Origin of the sequence: Mycobacterium sp. ACS4054 (assembly GCF_001667275.1) — a bacterium.
GTDB lineage: Bacteria > Actinomycetota > Actinomycetes > Mycobacteriales > Mycobacteriaceae > Mycobacterium.
Map to the genome: position 1 here is coordinate 193,269 of NZ_LZHV01000050.1, position 19,418 is coordinate 212,686.

The following is a 19,418-nucleotide window of genomic DNA, read 5'->3' on the forward strand; positions in this document are numbered from 1 at the left end:
TTCCGACCGTGGCTGCCCAGAAGAAGAAGGCGCAAGACGAATACGGCGCGTCAGCGATCACCGTGCTCGAAGGGCTCGAGGCCGTCCGCAAACGCCCCGGCATGTACATCGGGTCCACCGGTGAGCGCGGTCTGCACCACCTCATCTGGGAGGTGGTCGACAACTCGGTGGACGAGGCGATGGCCGGTTACGCCACCAAGGTCGATGTGCGGCTCCTCGATGACGGCAGCGTGGAGGTCACCGACGACGGGCGGGGCATCCCGGTGGCCATGCACGCCACCGGCGCGCCCACCGTCGACGTCGTGATGACCCAGCTGCACGCCGGCGGCAAGTTCGGCGGCGAGAACAGCGGCTACACCGTCAGCGGTGGGCTGCACGGTGTCGGTGTGTCGGTGGTCAACGCGCTGTCCACCCGCCTCGAGGTCAACATCAAACGCGACGGGCACGAGTGGTTCCAGTACTACGACCGCGCCGTGCCCGGCACCCTCAAGCAGGGCGAGGCCACCAAGAAGACTGGAACCACCATCCGGTTCTGGGCCGATCCCGAGATCTTCGAAACTCTCGAATACGACTTCGAGACCGTCGCGCGCCGCCTCCAGGAGATGGCGTTTTTGAACAAGGGCCTCACCATCAACCTCACCGACGAACGCGTCGAGCAGGACGAGGTCGTCGACGAGGTGGTCAGCGACACCGCCGAGGCGCCCAAGTCCGCCGAGGAGAAGGCCGCGGAATCGACCGCGCCGCATAAGGTCAAGCACCGCACGTTCCATTACCCCGGCGGGTTGGTCGACTTCGTCAAGCACATCAACCGCACGAAGAGCCCGATCCAGCAGAGCGTCATCGACTTCGACGGCAAGGGCACCGGCCACGAGGTCGAAATCGCGATGCAGTGGAACGGCGGCTACTCGGAGTCGGTGCACACCTTCGCCAACACCATCAACACGCACGAGGGCGGCACCCACGAAGAGGGCTTCCGCAGCGCGCTGACATCGGTGGTGAACAAGTACGCCAAAGACAAGAAGCTGCTGAAGGACAAGGACCCCAACCTCACCGGCGACGACATCCGGGAGGGGCTGGCGGCGGTCATCTCGGTCAAGGTCAGCGAGCCGCAGTTCGAGGGCCAGACCAAGACCAAGCTGGGCAACACCGAGGTCAAGTCGTTCGTGCAGAAGGTCTGCAACGAACAGCTGACGCACTGGTTCGAGGCCAACCCCTCGGAGGCGAAAACCGTTGTGAACAAGGCGGTGTCGTCGGCGCAGGCGCGCATCGCGGCGCGCAAGGCGCGCGAACTGGTGCGCCGCAAGAGCGCCACCGACCTCGGCGGCCTGCCCGGCAAGCTCGCCGACTGCCGCTCCACCGACCCGCGTAAGTCGGAACTGTATGTGGTGGAAGGTGATTCGGCCGGCGGCTCGGCGAAGAGCGGCCGCGACTCGATGTTCCAGGCGATCCTGCCGTTGCGCGGCAAGATCATCAACGTCGAGAAGGCCCGCATCGACCGGGTGCTGAAGAACACCGAAGTCCAGGCGATCATCACCGCGCTGGGCACCGGCATCCACGACGAGTTCGACATCACCAAACTGCGCTACCACAAGATCGTCCTGATGGCCGACGCCGACGTGGACGGCCAGCACATCTCGACCCTGCTGCTGACGCTGCTGTTCCGGTTCATGCGGCCGCTCATCGAGCACGGGCACGTCTTCCTCGCGCAGCCACCGCTGTACAAGTTGAAGTGGCAGCGCAGCGATCCGGAGTTCGCCTACTCCGACCGCGAACGCGACGGCCTGCTCGAGGCGGGGCTCAAGTCCGGCAAGAAGATCAACAAAGAGGACGGCATCCAGCGGTACAAGGGTCTGGGCGAGATGGACGCCAAGGAGTTGTGGGAAACCACGATGGACCCGTCGGTGCGGGTGCTGCGTCAAGTCACGCTGGATGACGCCGCGGCGGCCGACGAACTGTTCTCCATCCTGATGGGCGAAGACGTCGACGCCCGCCGCAGCTTCATCACCCGCAACGCCAAAGACGTTCGCTTCCTGGATGTCTGACGCGGTCAGGCACGCCAACCCGAAAAAGGGGAATAGATGACTGACACCACGCTGCCCCCCGGCGACGAGGCCGGCGACCGCATCGAACCGGTTGACATTCAGCAGGAGATGCAGCGCAGCTACATCGACTACGCGATGAGCGTGATCGTCGGGCGCGCACTGCCCGAGGTGCGCGACGGCCTCAAGCCGGTGCACCGCCGCGTGCTGTACGCGATGTACGACTCGGGCTTCCGCCCGGATCGCAGCCACGCCAAGTCGGCGCGGTCGGTCGCCGAAACGATGGGTAACTACCACCCCCACGGTGACGCGTCGATCTACGACACCTTGGTGCGCATGGCGCAACCGTGGTCGCTGCGCTATCCCCTGGTCGACGGCCAGGGCAACTTCGGCTCTCCGGGCAACGACCCGCCGGCCGCGATGCGGTACACCGAAGCGCGGCTGACCCCGTTGGCCATGGAGATGCTGCGCGAAATCGACGAGGAGACAGTCGATTTCATCCCGAACTACGACGGCCGGGTGCAGGAACCGACGGTGCTGCCCAGCCGGTTCCCCAACCTGCTGGCCAACGGCTCGGGCGGCATCGCGGTCGGTATGGCGACCAACATCCCGCCGCACAATCTGCGCGAGTTGGCAGAAGCCGTCTATTGGTGCCTGGACAACCACGAGGCCGACGAAGAAGCCACCCTGGCCGCAGTCTGCGAGCGGGTCAAGGGCCCGGACTTCCCCACCCACGGTCTGATCGTTGGGTCGCAGGGCATCCACGATGCCTACACCACCGGTCGCGGATCAATCCGGATGCGCGGAGTCGTTGAGATAGAAGAAGATTCGCGGGGCCGCACCTCGATCGTCATCACCGAATTGCCCTATCAGGTCAACCACGACAACTTCATCACGTCGATCGCAGAGCAGGTCCGCGACGGCCGGCTTACCGGCATCGCCAACATCGAGGACCAATCCAGCGATCGGGTCGGCCTGCGCATCGTCGTCGAAATCAAGCGCGACGCGGTGGCCAAGGTGGTGCTGAACAACCTCTACAAGCACACTCAGCTGCAGACCAGCTTCGGCGCCAACATGTTGTCGATCGTCGACGGGGTGCCGCGCACGCTGCGGCTCGACCAGATGATCCGCTACTACGTCGCGCACCAACTCGACGTCATCGTCCGGCGCACCACCTACCGGCTGCGCAAGGCCAACGAACGCGCCCACATCCTGCGCGGCCTGGTCAAGGCGCTCGACGCGCTGGACGAAGTCATCGCCCTGATCCGGGCGTCGGAGACCGTCGACATCGCCCGGGCCGGCTTGATCGAGCTGCTCGACATCGACGAGATCCAGGCCCAGGCCATCCTCGATATGCAGCTGCGGCGGCTGGCGGCCCTGGAGCGCCAGCGCATCATCGACGACCTGGCCAAGATCGAGGCCGAGATCGCCGACCTGGAAGACATCCTGGCCAAGCCGGAACGGCAGCGCGCGATCGTTCACGACGAGCTCGCCGAGATCGTCGACAAGCACGGTGACGACCGCCGCACCCGGATCATCGCGGCCGACGGTGACGTCAACGACGAGGACCTGATCGCCCGCGAAGAGGTCGTCGTCACCATCACCGAGACCGGCTATGCCAAGCGAACGAAGTCCGACCTCTACCGCAGCCAGAAACGCGGCGGCAAGGGCGTGCAGGGCGCCGGCCTCAAGCAGGACGACATCGTCAAGCACTTCTTCGTGAGCTCAACCCACGACTGGATCCTGTTCTTCACCACTCAGGGCCGGGTCTATCGCGCGAAGGCCTACGAATTGCCCGAGGCGTCGCGGACCGCGCGCGGCCAGCACGTCGCCAACCTGCTGGCCTTCCAGCCCGAGGAGCGCATCGCCCAGGTCATCCAGATCCGCAGCTACGAGGACGCCCCGTACCTGGTGCTGGCCACCCGCAACGGCCTGGTCAAGAAGACCAAGCTGACCGACTTCGACTCCAACCGGTCGGGCGGAATCGTGGCGATCAACCTGCGCGACAACGACGAGCTCGTCGGCGCGGTGCTGTGCTCGTCGGATGAAGACCTGCTGCTGGTGTCGGCCAACGGGCAATCCATCCGGTTCTCGGCGACCGACGAGGCGCTGCGCCCGATGGGGCGCGCCACCTCTGGCGTGCAGGGCATGCGGTTCAACGCCGACGATTACCTGTTGTCGCTCAACGTGGTTCGCGAAGGCACGTACCTGTTGGTGGCGACCTCCGGCGGCTACGCGAAGCGGACCGCGATCGAGGAGTATCCGGTGCAGGGCCGCGGCGGCAAGGGTGTGCTGACTGTGATGTACGACCGGCGGCGCGGCAGGTTGGTGGGCGCGTTGATCGTCGATGACGACAGCGAGCTCTACGCCATCACCTCCGGCGGCGGAGTGATCCGGACCGACGCGAGACAGGTCCGCAAGGCGGGACGGCAGACCAAGGGCGTTCGCCTGATGAACCTGGGCGAGGACAACACGCTGCTGGCCATCGCGCGCAACGCGGAGGAGAACGCGGACGAGGTCGTCGAGGAATCGGACGGCGCGGCGGACGCGGACGGCTAGCCGGTGTCAATCCGGGCGGCCCCTCGAACGGCCGGGCAATTAGACTCGGCCCGACCAGACAATGTAAGGAGTCGGGGTGAGCTCACCGAACGATCCGGGTGTCCCCAATCAGGGCGATGGCCCTAACGGGGATGGTTCGGCCGAGCGCGCCGGTATACACCGCGCGGCGCCGCCCGCACAGGGCGGCCGTGCCCCGGACGCCGGGGATTCGCCGCCCCGGCCGCGCGGCGGACCCCGTCCCCCGCAGCGCCCGGCCGAGCCGGGGCAACCGACCGGGGTCGAGGCCCGGCTGAACCGCTTCATATCCGGCACCGCCGCACCCGGCGCGCCGCAGGCCAAGACCGCACCGCACGAGGCCGACGCCGCGCACGGCCGCGGCGACGGCCCGCCCGCGGAGGCGTACGCCAGCGAATTGCCGGACCTGTCCGGTCCGATTCCGCGGGCGTCGCAGCGCAAGGCCCAGCCCGAGCGCTCGCCGGAGGCGTCGAGCCTGCTGGGGTCCGGCCGGTCGTCGGGCGCGGAGAATCGGGAGGCCCGCGAGGGCCGGGAGAGCCGCACCCAGGTGTCCCGGCGCCCGCGCGGCCCGGTGCGGGCCAGCATGCAGATCCGCCGCATCGACCCGTGGAGCACGTTGAAGGTGTCGCTACTGCTCTCGGTCGCGTTGTTCTTCGTCTGGATGATCGCCGTGGCCTTCCTGTATCTAGTGCTCGGCGGCATGGGCGTCTGGTCGAAGCTCAACAGCAACGTGGGCGACCTACTGAACAACACCAGCGGCAGCAGCGGCGAGCTCGTTTCCAGCGGCACCATCTTCGGTGGCGCCGTGCTGATCGGCTTGGTCAACATCGTGTTGCTGACCGCGATGGCCACCATCGCCGCGTTCGTCTACAACCTGACCACCGATCTGATCGGCGGCATCGAAGTGACGCTGGCGGACCGCGACTAGCGTTTTTGGGGGTGGGGCGGCGATTGCGGTAATCTCGTCGCTCGGCCGTACTGCGCGTACGGGCCTATAGCTCAGGCGGTTAGAGCGCTTCGCTGATAACGAAGAGGTCGGAGGTTCGAGTCCTCCTAGGCCCACAACCATGTGCCCGTCCAGACGTTGCGTAAGACTCGCCCTGCCAATCACACTGATCGCTGTGGTGGCGGCGGCGGTGGCGCGGTCCCGGCGCGGGGTTGAGGTCTGGCACGTGGCGGTGGACGACCCGTCGGGTCAGCCACCCAGTCACGGCGAGGGGCCTTAGCTCAGTTGGTAGAGCACCGCCTTTGCAAGGCGGGTGTCAGGGGTTCGATTCCCCTAGGCTCCACAAATCACGGGCGCGGCTGAACGTCGACGCTGGGCGGCCGCGACTGCGGATCCTGCGGCTTCGCCCGCACCGACCGCCGCACGATGCTGAACGCCACGGCGCCGCCGGCGACCACCACCACCGCCGCCCCCGCGAGCACCCACGGGCGCCGGGTGCGGCGCTGCGCCCGCCGCGCGTCCTGCAGGGCCTGAGGCAAGTTGGACACCACCTCTTGCGCGGCCGCGAGCTCCTGGGCGAGCGTCTCCTGGGCCGCGGCGAGCTCCTTGGCCAGGCGCCCCTCTTGATACTTGCGGCGAACCTGCGATGCGCCCGACTGCGCCGACTGGACACCCAGGCCGACAACCCCCCGGGTCACGTCCACCGGTCCCAGTGTCGAGTAGGTCAGGCCGCGGGCAAGTCGCTCCCGCGGGGTCAGCCGAGATTCCGCCTTCGCGCTCATCTGCCGCCTTTCTGTGCGTCCTGAACAGACTGCCAGCATAGGGACGCCGGCGGAACCGTTATGCGCGCGGCGCGTTTTCGGCGCCGTCGCGGGTTGGGTGGCACCGGCTGCGGGCGGACCCACGCCTAGTGGCAGACTCTCATGCCGTGACCAACAGCCCCTTTCAGACCGCTACCGCCACACTCCACACCAACCGCGGCGACATCAAAGTCGCCCTGTTCGGCAACCACGCCCCCAAGACCGTCGCCAACTTCGTCGGCCTGGCGCAGGGCACCAAGGAGTACTCGACCCAGAACGCTTCGGGCGGGTCCTCTGGCCCGTTCTATGACGGCGCGGTCTTTCACCGGGTGATCCAGGGCTTCATGATCCAGGGCGGCGACCCGACCGGAACCGGTCGCGGCGGTCCGGGCTACAAGTTCGCCGACGAGTTCCACCCCGAACTGCAATTCGACAAGCCGTACCTGCTGGCGATGGCGAACGCCGGCCCGGGCACGAACGGCTCCCAGTTCTTCATCACGGTGGGCAAGACTCCTCACCTGAACCGGCGCCACACCATCTTCGGTGAGGTCACGGACCCCGAGTCGCAGCAGGTTGTCGACGCGATCGCGACGACGTCGACCGACAGCAACGACCGCCCCACCGAGCCGGTCGTCATCGAGTCGATCACGATCTCGTAGCCCCGGGCGGCCCCGTCAGCTCGGCGGACGCGCGCCCGCGTAACCGGCGTCCGTCAGCGCGTCGAGCACCTCGAGCGGGTCGGTCCCGAGGTCCCAACGGGAGAAGAGCACCAGGCCGCCGTCGGCCGTCTCGACCTCGAGCAGCCGGACTTTGCGTCCGTAGCGGCGGAACTCGGTGATCCGGATGATCTTGATGTCGGACGGCTGCAATACCTGCGTCCGGAACCATCCCCGGAGCAGCAGGCCGTCGGCCGTAATTGCCAGCTTCGGGCGCGCGCGCCACGTCCCGCCCGCAAACAAGATCAGACCCACCGCGGCAATCCCGGTCAAAACGCGCCCCGGCGGGTCTGTGACTGCGGTCACACTGGCGATAGCCATCAAAACGCCCGCGACCCCACAACCAGCGATTCCCGTCGTGCGGGGTTCCCATTGTGTTTGCTGCATCCGCCGCTCAGGCCCTCCCACCATGGCCGATGGAGTTATCCACAGACGCTATCAACAGTGGGGATAAATCACACGCGTGTGATTGGGGGGCGGCAATGTTGCTGGCGCAGTAACGAAGCATCCCAAAAATGAATTCATTCCGCCCCGGGCCGCGCTCAGTGCCAGCGCATCGTCAGCAACAGACCGGTGATCATGAAAGCGAACGCGATCGCGTAGTTCCACGGGCCCAGTTGCGCCATCCAATTCAGGGCGGCCGGCGCCTGGCTGCCGACGGCCGCGAGTTGGAACACCATCAACCAGACCAGCCCGATCAACATCAGCCCGACGAACAAGGCGACGAACCACACGCTGGACGGCCCGACCTTCACCTTCACCGGCGTGCGGCTGACGGAGCTGACGGTGAAGTCGTTCTTCTTACGGACCTTGGACTTCGGCATGATGACCTCGACAAGACGGTGAACGGGACGGGGTGCGACGATAAAGACCGAAGCTGCACACACAGCTTGGCTACGAGACTAACTCACCTGGCACGGCGACCTGGAAATTGGAGAGCCGATGAGCGACGGACGCCGGTCACCGTGGCGCTTCGGCGTACCGGTGGTCTGTCTGCTGGCCGGTTTGCTCCTCGCCGCCACGCACGGGGTGTCCGGCGGCGCCGAAATCCGGCGCAGCGATGCCCCGCGGCTGGTCGATCTGGTCCGCGAGGCCCAGGCGTCGGTGAATCATCTCAACGCCGAGCGCGACGCCCTGGCCGGCAAGATCGACGCCGCGCACGGACGGTCCTCGGATCGCGCGTTGGCGGCCATGCTGCGGCGCTCCGCCGAGCTGGCGGCTGAGGCGGGCATGAACCCGGTGCACGGCCCGGGCCTGACGGTCACCCTGGAGGACGCCCCCCGCGACGCCAACGGCCGCTTCCCGCGCGACGCCTCCCCCGACGACCTGGTGGTGCACCAGCAAGACATCGAGGCCGTGCTCAACGCCCTGTGGAGCGCCGGCGCCGAGGCGATCCAGATGCAGGACCAGCGCATCATCGCCACCTCGGTGCCGCGCTGCGTCGGCAACACCCTGCTGCTCAACGGGCGCACCTACAGCCCGCCGTACACGATCACCGCGGTCGGCAACGCGGCCGCCATGCAGGCCGCCCTGGCCGCCGCTCCCCTGGTCGTCCTGTACCGCCAGTACGTGGTCCGATTCGGGCTCGGCTACCGCGAAGAGGTCAAGCCCGACGTCCAGATCGTCAGTCACACCGAGCCGGACCGGCTGCACTTCGCGCAGCCCATGGGAACCATCGGCTACTGATTTCCGGCGGGCGGTAACCTGGCACGGTGCGGATCCTGGTCGTCGACAACTACGACAGCTTCGTGTTCAACCTGGTGCAGTACCTGGGCCAGCTGGGCGTCGAGGCCGAGGTGTGGCGCAACGACGACGCCCGACTCTCCGACCAGGCGGCCGTCGCCAAGCGGTTCGACGGCGTGCTGCTCAGCCCCGGCCCGGGCACCCCGGAACGGGCCGGCGCGTCGATCGGTTTGGTGGGCGCGTGTGCCGCCGAGCGCACCCCGCTACTCGGGGTTTGCCTGGGGCACCAGGCCATCGGCGTCGCCTTCGGCGCCACGGTCGACCGCGCCCCCGAGCTGCTGCACGGCAAGACCAGCAGCGTCTTCCACACCAATGCCGGTGTGCTGCAAGGGCTTCCAGACCCCTTCACAGCGACCCGGTATCACTCGCTGACGATCCTGCCGGAGTCACTGCCCCCGGTGCTCGAGGTAACGGCCCGCACCCGGGGCGGCGTCATCATGGGCGTGCGGCACACCGAATTGCCGATTCACGGGGTGCAGTTCCACCCGGAGTCCATCCTGACCGAGGGCGGGCATCGGATGCTGGCGAACTGGCTGACCTACTGCGGCTGGACCCGCGACGACACGCTGGTCCGTCGGCTCGAGAACGAGGTGCGCGCGGCGGTGCAGCCGTACTTCCCGGCCGAACCGGAAGCTACTGGCCGAACTTCAGCGTGATGACCCCGTCGCGGTTGCAACCGGTGCCGGCGGGCGGGTTCTGATAGACCACCTTGTGGGACTGGGAGCCACCCGCGTCCACGTCGGGGCCCTTGTCGAGCACCCCGGTCCAGCCCAGCGCCCGTAGGCGCGGCTCGGCGTCCGTCCAGAACATGCCGCTCAGGTCGGGCATCACGAACTGGTTGCCCTTGGACACCTGCAACTCGATCACCGAGTCCACCGGAACCGTTTGGCCCTTGGGCGGATTGGTGCCGATCACCTCACCGGCCGGCCGGGTGCTATCCACCTGCGCCTGGGTGACCTTGGTGAACCCGTACACGGTCAAGTTCTTCTGCGCGACGTCGACGGTCTGACCCCCGACGTCGGGCACCTGCTTGGTCTCCGGGCCCGAGCCGACGATGACCGCGATGACGTTCGTGATCGCGGAGGTCTGGTTGGCCGGCGGGTTGGTGCCGATTACCTTGCCCAGCAGCTCCGGGCTGGACGGCGAGTTCGTCTGCTTGAACTTGCTGAACCCCGCCGCCTTGAGCTTGCTCACCGCGTCGGAGTAGCTCAGCGACGAGACGTCGGGCACCTCGCGCTGTTCTGGACCGGTCGAAACGTTGATCGTGATTTCGTCACCCGCGCTCACCGAAGCGTTGGCGCCGGGATCGGTGTTGATGACGTGGTCGGGCGGGATCGTGGAATCGGGCTTCTGCAGGGTGCGCGTCTTGAAGCCCCGATTCTGCAGCGTCGCAATGGCATCCGCGGACACCTGGCCCCGCATATCGGGCACCTGGACGTCGCGGGTGGTGCCGCCGAAGGTGTTGAAGGCGATGACCACGACGATCGTCAGCACCGCCAGCGCGGCGACGGCCACGATCCAGCGGCCGACCGACCCGCCCTCGCGGTCGTCGATGTGACGCAGGGGTTGGCGGGGCAGTGGATCGGTGCGCGGCCCGGGCTGGTTTCCCGGGGCGGCGAGCATCCCGCTCCGGTCGGCGTCGGTGAGCACCTTGGGCGCCTCGGGCGGTTCGCCGTTGTGCACCCGCACCAGATCTGCGCGCATTTCGGCCGCGGTCTGGTAGCGGTTGTCCGGGTTTTTGGCCAGCGCCTTGAGTACGACGGCGTCGAGGTCGGCGGAGATGCCTTCGTGTCGCTGGGACGGCGGAATCGGGTCCTCGCGCACATGTTGGTAGGCGACGGCGACGGGCGAGTCTCCGGTGAAAGGCGGTTCGCCCGTGAGGATTTCGTAGAGCACGCAACCGAGCGAGTAGACGTCCGACCGGGCGTCGACGGTGTCGCCGCGGGCCTGCTCGGGCGACAAATACTGGGCCGTGCCGATCACGGCCGCGGTCTGGGTGACGCTGTTGCCGCTGTCGGCGATCGCGCGCGCGATGCCGAAGTCCATCACCTTGACCGCATTGGTGCTGCTGATCATGATGTTCGCCGGCTTGACGTCGCGGTGGATGATGCCGTTCTGGTGACTGAAGTTCAGGGCCTGACACGCGTCGGCGATGATCTCGATGGCCCGCCGCGGCGGCAGCGGCCCGTCGGTGTGCACGATGTCGCGCAGGGTGACGCCGTCGACGTACTCCATGACGATGTAGGGCAGCGGACCTGTCGGGGTCTCCGCCTCACCGGTGTCGTACACCGCGACGATGGACGGGTGATTGAGGGCGGCTGCGTTCTGCGCCTCGCGGCGGAACCGCAGATAGAAGCTGGGATCGCGGGCCAGGTCGGCGCGCAGCACCTTTACCGCGACGTCGCGGTGCAAGCGGACGTCGCGGGCCAGGTGAACCTCGGACATTCCCCCGAAGCCGAGGATTTCGCCCAGTTCATACCGGTCAGAAAGGTGTTGAGGGGTGGTCATCGTGGTATCTCGTGTCGGGCCGGTGACACGCCGGACGTCAGTGGTTCGCCCCACCCGCGCCCGGCCGGCCCTCGCTGCAGTCCAGAATTACCTATCGTCGGTCGATCCGTCCAATTAAGCCGCAGCCCGGGTGCGTAACCGGTCGGGGTGGCGCTCGCCGGCGGCGCCGGCGGGCTTCCGGTGTCGGTGACCGTCGGGGGCGGCGGCTGCTGCGGGTTATCCCCGCGGGAGTTGATGACGATGAGCACGGCGATGATGATCGCCAGGGCCCCCAGCACTCCGGCGGCCCACAACAAGGCGCGCTGACCCGACGAGAAGGTGCGCCGGGCCGGGGGTGGGCGATGACCCCCGGTGGCGGGCCGGGAGCGGCGCGGGGCCGCCGCCCGGGTGCTGGAGACGGCGGCCGCCCTGGTCGTCGGGCTGGACGGAATGGCCGCGGGTGAGGCCCGCCCGGGGGGCGGCGACTGGCTGGGCCGCGGCGGGCGCCGGCCGGCCCGCACCGCCGCAACGGCGTCGGCGAACGGCCCGCCGCTGCGGTACCGCATCGCGGGGTTCTTGACGAGCGTGATCTCGATGAGCTCCCGCACGTTGGGCGGCAACTCCGCGGGCAGCGGCGGTGGCGGCTCCTTGATGTGCTTCATCGCCACCGTCAGGGCCCCGTCACCGGCGAACGGCCGCTTCCCCGAGACCACCTCGTAGCCGACGACGCCCAGCGAGTAGACGTCGCTGGCGGGGGTCGCGTCGTGTCCCAGAGCCTGTTCGGGGGCGATGTACTGGGCGGTGCCCATCACCATGCCGGTCTGGGTGACCGGCGCGGCGTCGACGGCCTTGGCGATGCCGAAGTCGGTGATCTTCACCTGGCCGGTCGGTGTGATCAAGATGTTTCCCGGCTTGACGTCGCGGTGTACCAAGCCGGCGGCGTGGGCAATCTGCAGGGCCCGGCCGGTCTGTTCGAGCATGTCGAGCGCGTGCCGCAGCGACAGCCGACCCGTGCGCTTGAGCACCGAGTTCAGCGGCTCACCGTTGACCAGTTCCATCACCAGGTAGGCGGTGCGGCCCTCGCCGTCCAGCTGGCTTTCGCCGTAGTCGTGGACCTGGGCGATGCCGGGATGGTTGAGCATCGCGGTGGTGCGCGCCTCGGCGCGGAACCGCTCGATGAACTCCGGGTCCTGGGAGAACTCCTGTTTGAGCACCTTGACCGCGACGCGCCGGCCCAGCCGGCTGTCCACCGCCTCCCACACCTGGCCCATGCCGCCGGTGGCGATCAGGCGCTGCAGGCGGTATCTGCCAGACAGCGTCACACCAACTCGCGGGCTCATGGTCCTCCCTGTAGCGCGGCTTGGATCACAGCCCGTCCGATGGGCGCGGCGAGTGCACCTCCCGTCGCGGACAGGCGGTCGCCGCCATTCTCCACCAACACTGCCACGGCGACTCTCGGCGTCTGCGCGGGCGCGAAGGCGATGTACCACGCGTGCGGCGGCGTGTTGCGCGGATCGGAGCCATGCTCTGCCGTACCAGTCTTGGATGCGATCTGCACGCCGGGAATGGCCCCTTTCTGCTGTGCGACCTTCTCGGCGCCGACCATCAGCTCTGTCAGCTTAGCGGCGACCTGGGGTGACACCGCGCGGCGCTGCTGATAGGGAGCGGTGGTGCTGATGTTGGCCAGGTCGGGTCCCTTGAGACTGTCGATCAGATAGGGCTGCATCGTGACGCCGCCGTTCGCGATGGTCGCGGCGATCTCGGCGTTCTCCAGGGGCGTCAGGGCCACGTCCTTCTGCCCGATGCTGGTCATGCCCAGCGCGGCGGCGTCCGGGATGATCCCGACGGTGGATTCGGCGACCTGCAGCGGGATGACGCTCGGGGTGGTGTCCAGGCCGAACGATTGCGCCGTGCTGCGCAGCGCATCCGAGCCGGTGTGCATGCCGAGCTGGACGAACGCGGTGTTGCACGACAGGGCGAACGCCTGCTTGAGCGTCACCGTGGGCTCGCTGCCGCACGGCTGGCCGCCGTAGTTCTCCAGCGTCGCGGTGCTGTCGGGCAACGGAATTGAGGCCGCCGCGGTCAACTGCTCGGCGTCGGTCGCACCGGCCTGCAGCGCCGCGGCGGTGGTGATCACCTTGAACGTGGAACCGGGCGGGTAGGTCTCGGAGATGGTGCGGTTGGTCAGCGGATTGTCGGGGTCGTCACGTAACCGCTGCCATGCCTGCGCCTGCACCTCGGGGTCGTGCGACGCCAGCAGGTTGGGGTCGTAGGACGGCGATGACACCATCGCGAGGATCTTGCCGGTGGACGGCTCGAGGGCCACGATCGCGCCCTTGCACGGTGCGCCGCCGCAGCCCTGCTGCATGGCGTCCCAACCGGCCTGTTGCACCCGCGGCCGGATGGTGGTGTCGACGTTGCCGCCGCGCGGGTCGCGGCCGGTGAAGAAGTCGGCCAGACGGCGGCCGAACAGCCGCTCGTCGGATCCGTTCAGCAGCGGGTCCTCGGCGCGCTCCAGGCCGGTGCTGGAATAGCGCAGCGAGTAGAAACCGGTGACCGGCGCGTACACGGCCGGGTTCGGGTAGACCCGCAGGAAGCGGAAGCGGCTGTCGGTGGCCACGGAGTAGGCCAGCAACTGGCCGCCGGCGATGATCTGGCCGCGCTGACGCGAATACTCGTCGAGCAGCACGCGCTGATTTCGCGGGTCGGCGCGCAGCGAGTCCGCGGCGAACACCTGCGTCATCGTGGCGTTGAGCAGCAGCAGCACGATCAACGCCATGACGGTGACCGAGATGCGGCGCAGCGAGGTGTTCATACCTTCTCGATTACCTCGGTCTTGGCCGCCGCGATCGGCGAATTCGTGCGCTCACGCCCGCGCAGGGGATGCCGGGCGCTGTTGGAGATGCGGGCGAGGATGGCCAGCAGAATGTAGTTCGCCAGCAGCGACGATCCGCCGTAGGACATCCACGGCGTGGTAAGCCCGGTCAACGGAATCAGCTGCGTGACACCGCCGACCACGATGAACAGCTGGATGGCCAGCGTGGAGGCCAGCCCCGCGGCCAGCAACTTGCCGAAGCTGTCCCGGGTCGCGATCGCGGTGCGCATGCCGCGGACGATGACGATGGTGTAGAGCATCAGAATGCTGGCGAGGCCGACGAGCCCCAGCTCCTCACCGAACGCCGCGATGATGAAGTCGGTTGACGCTGCCGGCACGGTGTCGGGTTGGCCGTTGCCCAGCCCGGTGCCGAAGATGCCGCCGGTGGCGAAACTGAACAGCGATTGCACGATCTGATAACCGCTGCCGTCGGGGTCGGAAAACGGGTCCCACCACATCTGAACCCGGACCCGGACGTGAGCGAAGACGAAGTACGCGATGACGCTGCCCACCGCGAACAACACCAGGCCGATCATCACCCAGCTGAACCGTTGCGTCGCAAGGTAAACCACCACCAAGAACGACGCGTACAACAGCAGCGAGGTGCCGAGGTCCTTTTCGAAGGCCATCACCCCGACCGAGATCACCCAGGCGGCCAGCAGGGGCGCGAGGTCGCGCGGGCGCGGCAGGGTCAGCCCCATGAAGTGCTTGCCGACGCTGTTGAAGAGTCCGCGCTTGGCGATCAGCACGGCGGAGAAGAAGATCAGCAGCAGAATCTTGGAGAACTCGGCGGGCTGAAACTGGAAGCCGGACACGCGAATCCAGATTTTCGCGCCGTTCTGTTCGGACATCGAGGCCGGCAGCAAGGCGGGAATGATCACCAGCACCAAGCCCGCGATGCCGCAGATGTAGCCGTACCGCGCCAACTGCCGGTGGTCTTTGAGAAAGGTGACGACGAGGGCGAACGTGACGACGCCGACCAGGGTCCACATCATCTGCTGGGTGGCGTTGGAGTGATGGCGGCCGCTGAGCTGGCTGCTGACCAGGTCGAGTCGATGGATCATCACCAGGCCAAGTCCGTTGAGCAGCGCCACGATCGGCAGCAGCAGCGGGTCGGTGTAGGGGGCGAACCGTCTGATGGCCATGTGCGCCGACCCGAACACAAGCAAGAACACCAGGCCGTAACTAATTGCATTCCAACGAAATTCGCGGTCCTGGTTGGCCTCGACGATCAGCAACGCGGCCACGGTGATCGCTGCGGCGAAGCACAGCAGCAGCAGCTCGGCGTTGCGGCGGGTGGGCAGCGCGGGCGTGACCGCGACGGGCGGCTGCAGTTGGGTCGTCATGCCACCGTCCGGCAGTCAACGCCCGGTTGAGGTGGAGGCGCTGGAAGCGCTGTGACCGTCTGCGAAGTGGTGGTGGGGCCCGCCGGCGACGGGGTCGCGGGGCCGCCCGTGGCGCTGGTCGGGGCTGGGGCGCTGGGCCCGGAGGGAGCGGTGGTTTGTGGCGTGGTGGGTGCTGACGTCGTCGCGACACTCGGTTCGGGGGTGGGGCTCCCGGGTGTCGGGGAACCCGGCGGCGACGTGGCACGCGGTGGCGGACAGGTGGGCAGCAGGTATTCGGCCAGCAATTGCCGCAGCTGTGACTCGGCCTGGTCGAGGCTGCCGCCCGGCAGCCCGGTCTGAACCTGCACCTGCCCGGGACGGCGCAGATCCCGCAGCGTCATCGCCTGACAGTTCGAGTGGCCGGATTGGCCGTAGTCGATCAGGGACAGTTCGTTGCGGGCGCTCAGGCAGCCCACCAGATAGGGCTGCTGCAGGGGTATGCCCAACAAGGACCCCTGGATTCCGCGGACGACCGACACCTTGCCGTCGAATTCGGCGACGTAATAGTTGCGCTGGATGACCCACCACCCGATGGCCAATCCGGAGAGGACGAACAACACCGCCAGCGTCACGACGAAAAACATCCGCCGCCGGGGCCACCGCGGACGACTGGGTGTTTCCGGTTGCGGCGCAACACGTTTGGCCGTCTCGTCGCGGGGCCGGATCGCCGACGCACGGCCCGCCGAGGTGTTTGGCAACGTCATTTGATCGTCGTCACCCGACACCGCGCCGGCGAGGATTGGCTGGGTCTGGCCGTAGTCGTAGTCGACGACGTCGGCGACCACCACGGTCACGTTGTCCGGTCCGCCGCCGCGCAGCGCCAATTCGATGAGGCGGTAGGCGGCTTCGGCCACGTCGGGGATCTGCAGCGCCTCGAGGATGGTTTCGTCGCTGACCGGGTCACTGAGCCCGTCGGAGCAGAGCAGGTAGCGGTCACCGGCCCGCGCCTCGCGCATGGTCAATGTGGGCTCGACCTCGTGGCCGGTCAGCGCGCGCATGATCAGCGACCGCTGCGGGTGGCTGTGTGCCTCTTCGCGGGTGATGCGGCCCTCGTCGACCAGGGTCTGGACGAAGGTGTCGTCCTTGGTGATCTGCGTCAGTTCGCCGTCGCGCAGCAGGTAACCGCGTGAATCGCCGATGTGTACCAAGCCAATTCGATCGCCCGCGAACAGGATTGCGGTGAGCGTGGTGCCCATGCCCTCGAGTTCGGGCTCCGCCTCCACCTGCGCCGCGATGGCCGCATTGCCGGAGCGCACCGCCGCGTCGAGCTTGGCCAGCAGGTCGCCGCCGGGTTCGTCGTCGTCGAGATGGGCCAGCGCGGCGATCACCAATTGGGAGGCCACTTCACCGGCGGCGTGACCGCCCATGCCGTCGGCCAGGGCGAGCAGCCGCGCACCGGCGTACACGGAGTCTTCGTTATTGGCGCGTACCAAGCCGCGATCGCTGCGCGCGGCATACCGCAGGACCAGCGTCACGGGCGCAACTCGATCGCCGTTTTGCCGATCCGAATCGGCGTCCCTATTGGAACTCGTACCGCAGTCGTCACCTTTGCCCTGTCAAGGTAAGTGCCGTTGGTCGATCCTAGATCCTCGACGTACCATTCCGAACCGCGCTGAGACAGCCTGGCGTGCCGCGTCGAGGCGTAATCGTCGGTGAGCACGAGCGTCGAATCGTCAGCTCGGCCGATCAGCACCGGCTGCCCGCTGAGCGTGATGCGGGCCCCCGCCAAGGCCCCCTCGGTCACCACGAGGTAGCGCGCGGCATGCCGACGTTGCCGTGAAGGCAGCAGAGTGCTGCGCAACGCCAGGCCGCGACGCACCATGACGGCGCCGGTGGGCGCGTAGATATCGGTCCGCAAGATCCGCAACACGGACCAGATGAATACCCACAACAACATTAAAAAACCGGCACGCGTCAGTTGCAGTACGAGTCCCTGCATCTGGCGTCCTTTCCGTCCTGGCCCCGAAATCCCAGCGTCCCCCCGACGCCCGTGACCCCGAGCACATCGGCAACGTCACGATACTTGGACGGCGGTCGACGCGGGGCGAAGCACGGCAGCGTTGAGCCCCGCGGTTAGTGGATCCGGACGATGATCTCCGAGTGGCCCAGACGGATCACGTCGCCGTCCGCCAGCTGCCACTCCTGCACCGGTGCGTTGTTGACGGTGGTGCCGTTGGTCGAGTTCAGGTCCGAGAGGAGCGCCACCTGCCCGTCCCAGCGGATCTCGAGGTGCCGTCGTGAGACACCGGTGTCCGGCAACCGGAACTGGGCGTCTTGTCCGCGGCCCACGATGTTGGAGCCCTCGCGCAGCTGATAGGTGCGCCCGCTGCCGTCGTCGAGCTGGAGGGTGACGGCGGTTCCGGCCGCGCCGTAGCCACCGCCGCCGTAGGCGCCATAGCCTCCGGCCTGTTGCCCGTAGTCGGCCGGCTGGCCGTAGTCCGCGGGCTGGCCGTACTCGCTCGGCTGCGCATACTCGGCCTGCTGGCCGTAGTCGTAGTCGCGGTGAGCGGTCTCGGGGTAGCCGCCGGCCTGACCCTGGTATCCGCCGGCCGGGACGTTCTCGGAGTACTGCGTGTAGTCCCCGCCGTACTCCTGCCGGCCGTAGCCGCCGCCCTGCTGGTAGCCCTGGTCGTAGCCGCCGCCTTGTTCGTAGCCGCCGCCCTGCTCATACCCGCCGCCCTGCTCATACCCGCCGCCCTGCTCGGGGTAGGCCGGGCGTTGCTCAGGCGGAGCGTAGCCACCCTCATCGGGGCGGGCCGGTCCGCGGCCGTACTCGCCGTAGCCGCCGTAGCCCTGCTGGCCGCCGCCGGGCTGGCCGCCACCCGGTTGACCGCCGGCGGGCGGGCCGTAGCCGCCCCCCTGCCGGTAGCCCTGGTCGTAGCCTTGGCCGCCGCCGTAACCGCCGGGAGCCGGGGGACGCTGCTCATACTGCGGCGGGTAGCCGCCCTGGCCCTGCTCGGGGTAGCCGCCCGGCCCCTGGTAGCCGCGCTGCTCGGGGTAGCCGCCGGGGCCCTGGTAGCCGCGCTGCTCGGGATAGCCGCCGGGGGCCTGGTAGCCGCCTTGCTCCGGGTAGCCGCCCTGCTCGGGGTGGCGGGGTGGCGGGTAGCCCTGCTGCGGCGGATAGCCGCTCTGCTCGGGCGGGTATCCGCCGCGCGGGTCAGGTCCCCCCTGCGGTTCCGCGCCGCCTTCTTGCGGCCGCGGGTAGCGGTCGTCGTAGTACTCATCGCTGGGCCGACCCGGCCCCTGAGCCCCGCGGTAGCTCGAATCGTCAGTCATTGGTGCTACTCCTCGTTCTGCGCCGAACGCACTATTTGATTGTGGCCGGACGGGATCGTTGACCATCGGGCGGGGCTGCACATCGGGGTTGACAGCACCACGGGCGCGGTACTGGCCGGTACGCAGGTTCGACGACTGCTCGAACCGGACGACCACCTCACCATACGTTTGCCACCCCTGTTCCTGGATGTAGTCGGCCAAGTACCTAGCGAAAGCGCCCGACGTGAGATCAGGGTCGGCGCCCACCTTCTCGAAGTCGTGCCTACCGAGGGTAATGATGTATTCGTTGGGGGCCAAAAGGCGATTGCCGTGCAGCGTCTCGACGCCGTCGCGGGCCTCGCGGCGCAGCAGCGCTTCGACCTCCTGCGGAACGATCGACCCGCCGAAGACCCGGGCGAACGCGTTGTCGACGGTGGCCTCGAGCTTCCGCTCGATCCGCGCCGCCAGCCCCCGTTGGCTACTCATGCCCCGGCGCCCGCCCGCACTTGCCGCAGCATGTCGTCGGCGCGCGGCAAACGGCTTTCACTCCAGCATGGTATCGGGATTGCGTGACGCCGCGGCACCGTCGAAACTCTGA

At 67.9% G+C, this 19,418-nt stretch carries 16 protein-coding genes and 2 tRNA genes; 8 read left to right on the forward strand and 10 right to left on the reverse strand.

Annotated features, from left to right (window positions below):
* The first annotated feature begins 8 nt into the window (after positions 1 to 8).
* The 5 genes from gyrB to A5730_RS13750 all read left to right on the forward strand — a co-directional run bounded on the left by gyrB (position 9) and on the right by A5730_RS13750 (position 5,902).
* Entirely contained in the window at positions 9 to 2,042 is a 2,034-nt protein-coding gene (gyrB, locus tag A5730_RS13730; protein ID WP_067900989.1) for a DNA topoisomerase (ATP-hydrolyzing) subunit B, read from the forward strand.
* A gap of 36 nt (positions 2,043 to 2,078) precedes the next feature.
* Positions 2,079 to 4,598, forward strand: a complete 2,520-nt coding sequence (gyrA, locus tag A5730_RS13735; protein ID WP_067900991.1) for a DNA gyrase subunit A — start codon at positions 2,079 to 2,081, stop codon at positions 4,596 to 4,598.
* Between the two features lie 76 nt (positions 4,599 to 4,674).
* On the forward strand, positions 4,675 to 5,541 hold the full coding sequence (locus tag A5730_RS13740; protein WP_067900994.1) for a DUF3566 domain-containing protein: 867 nt from the start codon (positions 4,675 to 4,677) through the stop codon (positions 5,539 to 5,541).
* A gap of 60 nt (positions 5,542 to 5,601) precedes the next feature.
* A tRNA-Ile gene (locus tag A5730_RS13745) sits at positions 5,602 to 5,675 on the forward strand.
* Positions 5,676 to 5,829: 154 nt separating this feature from the next.
* Positions 5,830 to 5,902: transfer RNA gene (locus A5730_RS13750), tRNA-Ala, on the forward strand.
* A 4-nt stretch (positions 5,903 to 5,906) separates the two neighbouring features.
* On the opposite strand, the gene cwsA is transcribed toward A5730_RS13750, so the two are convergent.
* Entirely contained in the window at positions 5,907 to 6,341 is a 435-nt protein-coding gene (cwsA, locus tag A5730_RS13755) for a cell wall synthesis protein CwsA (protein WP_067900996.1), read from the reverse strand.
* A 128-nt stretch (positions 6,342 to 6,469) separates the two neighbouring features.
* Here cwsA and A5730_RS13760 point away from each other — a divergent pair, with 128 nt between their 5' ends.
* Positions 6,470 to 7,018 carry a peptidylprolyl isomerase gene (locus A5730_RS13760; RefSeq protein ID WP_055404550.1) on the forward strand — a complete coding sequence of 183 codons (549 nt, stop codon included), beginning with the start codon at positions 6,470 to 6,472 and terminating at the stop codon, positions 7,016 to 7,018.
* Positions 7,019 to 7,033: 15 nt separating this feature from the next.
* Here A5730_RS13760 and A5730_RS13765 read toward each other — a convergent pair whose 3' ends face one another.
* Both A5730_RS13765 and crgA read right to left on the reverse strand, forming a co-directional pair.
* Complete coding sequence (locus A5730_RS13765; protein WP_067900999.1) at positions 7,034 to 7,462, reverse strand: PH domain-containing protein; 429 nt, start codon at positions 7,460 to 7,462, stop codon at positions 7,034 to 7,036.
* Between the two features lie 155 nt (positions 7,463 to 7,617).
* Entirely contained in the window at positions 7,618 to 7,899 is a 282-nt protein-coding gene (gene crgA / locus A5730_RS13770) for a cell division protein CrgA (protein ID WP_067901002.1), read from the reverse strand.
* Positions 7,900 to 8,017: 118 nt separating this feature from the next.
* Here crgA and A5730_RS13775 point away from each other — a divergent pair, with 118 nt between their 5' ends.
* Entirely contained in the window at positions 8,018 to 8,761 is a 744-nt protein-coding gene (locus A5730_RS13775; protein ID WP_067901005.1) for a DUF881 domain-containing protein, read from the forward strand.
* 26 nt (positions 8,762 to 8,787) lie between these two features.
* The gene (locus A5730_RS13780; RefSeq protein WP_067901009.1) at positions 8,788 to 9,474 is read left to right on the forward strand and encodes an aminodeoxychorismate/anthranilate synthase component II; all 687 of its coding nucleotides are present in this window, start codon (positions 8,788 to 8,790) and stop codon (positions 9,472 to 9,474) included.
* On the opposite strand, the gene pknB is transcribed toward A5730_RS13780, so the two are convergent.
* The 7 genes from pknB to A5730_RS13815 all read right to left on the reverse strand — a co-directional run bounded on the left by pknB (position 9,452) and on the right by A5730_RS13815 (position 19,306).
* A complete protein-coding gene (pknB, locus tag A5730_RS13785; protein WP_067901012.1) occupies positions 9,452 to 11,326 on the reverse strand; it encodes a Stk1 family PASTA domain-containing Ser/Thr kinase in 1,875 nt (624 codons plus the stop codon). The genes A5730_RS13780 and pknB overlap by 23 nt on opposite strands.
* A complete protein-coding gene (locus A5730_RS13790) occupies positions 11,323 to 12,645 on the reverse strand; it encodes a serine/threonine-protein kinase (RefSeq protein ID WP_067901015.1) in 1,323 nt (440 codons plus the stop codon). Before A5730_RS13790 ends, pknB begins: the two co-directional genes overlap by 4 nt.
* Positions 12,642 to 14,120: a D,D-transpeptidase PbpA gene (pbpA, locus tag A5730_RS13795; RefSeq protein WP_067901020.1), complete on the reverse strand. Its 1,479-nt coding sequence runs from the start codon at positions 14,118 to 14,120 to the stop codon at positions 12,642 to 12,644. Before pbpA ends, A5730_RS13790 begins: the two co-directional genes overlap by 4 nt.
* Positions 14,117 to 15,526 (reverse strand): FtsW/RodA/SpoVE family cell cycle protein, encoded by a 1,410-nt coding sequence (locus A5730_RS13800; protein ID WP_067901023.1) that lies wholly within the window; start codon positions 15,524 to 15,526, stop codon positions 14,117 to 14,119. Before A5730_RS13800 ends, pbpA begins: the two co-directional genes overlap by 4 nt.
* The gene (locus tag A5730_RS13805; RefSeq protein WP_067901025.1) at positions 15,523 to 17,040 is read right to left on the reverse strand and encodes a PP2C family serine/threonine-protein phosphatase; all 1,518 of its coding nucleotides are present in this window, start codon (positions 17,038 to 17,040) and stop codon (positions 15,523 to 15,525) included. Before A5730_RS13805 ends, A5730_RS13800 begins: the two co-directional genes overlap by 4 nt.
* Positions 17,037 to 17,504, reverse strand: coding sequence for an FHA domain-containing protein (locus A5730_RS13810; RefSeq protein WP_046183038.1), 468 nt, complete (start codon positions 17,502 to 17,504; stop codon positions 17,037 to 17,039). Before A5730_RS13810 ends, A5730_RS13805 begins: the two co-directional genes overlap by 4 nt.
* 134 nt (positions 17,505 to 17,638) lie before the next feature.
* Positions 17,639 to 19,306, reverse strand: a complete 1,668-nt coding sequence (locus tag A5730_RS13815; protein ID WP_067901028.1) for a DUF3662 and FHA domain-containing protein — start codon at positions 19,304 to 19,306, stop codon at positions 17,639 to 17,641.
* Positions 19,307 to 19,418 lie beyond the last annotated feature (112 nt).

Excerpts from the sequence above, each read along its gene's own strand:
- A5730_RS13810 (WP_046183038.1), bottom strand. The coding sequence starts at position 17,504 with ATGCAGGGACTCGTACTGCAACTGACGCGTGCCGGTTTTTTAATGTTG.
- gyrA (WP_067900991.1), top strand. The coding sequence starts at position 2,079 with ATGACTGACACCACGCTGCCCCCCGGCGACGAGGCCGGCGACCGCATC.
- cwsA (WP_067900996.1), bottom strand. The coding sequence starts at position 6,341 with ATGAGCGCGAAGGCGGAATCTCGGCTGACCCCGCGGGAGCGACTTGCC.
- pbpA (WP_067901020.1), bottom strand. The coding sequence starts at position 14,120 with ATGAACACCTCGCTGCGCCGCATCTCGGTCACCGTCATGGCGTTGATC.
- A5730_RS13775 (WP_067901005.1), top strand. The coding sequence starts at position 8,018 with ATGAGCGACGGACGCCGGTCACCGTGGCGCTTCGGCGTACCGGTGGTC.
- pknB (WP_067901012.1), bottom strand. The coding sequence starts at position 11,326 with ATGACCACCCCTCAACACCTTTCTGACCGGTATGAACTGGGCGAAATC.
- A5730_RS13765 (WP_067900999.1), bottom strand. The coding sequence starts at position 7,462 with ATGCAGCAAACACAATGGGAACCCCGCACGACGGGAATCGCTGGTTGT.
- A5730_RS13790 (WP_067901015.1), bottom strand. The coding sequence starts at position 12,645 with ATGAGCCCGCGAGTTGGTGTGACGCTGTCTGGCAGATACCGCCTGCAG.
- A5730_RS13815 (WP_067901028.1), bottom strand. The coding sequence starts at position 19,306 with ATGAGTAGCCAACGGGGGCTGGCGGCGCGGATCGAGCGGAAGCTCGAG.
- A5730_RS13800 (WP_067901023.1), bottom strand. The coding sequence starts at position 15,526 with ATGACGACCCAACTGCAGCCGCCCGTCGCGGTCACGCCCGCGCTGCCC.
- crgA (WP_067901002.1), bottom strand. The coding sequence starts at position 7,899 with ATGCCGAAGTCCAAGGTCCGTAAGAAGAACGACTTCACCGTCAGCTCC.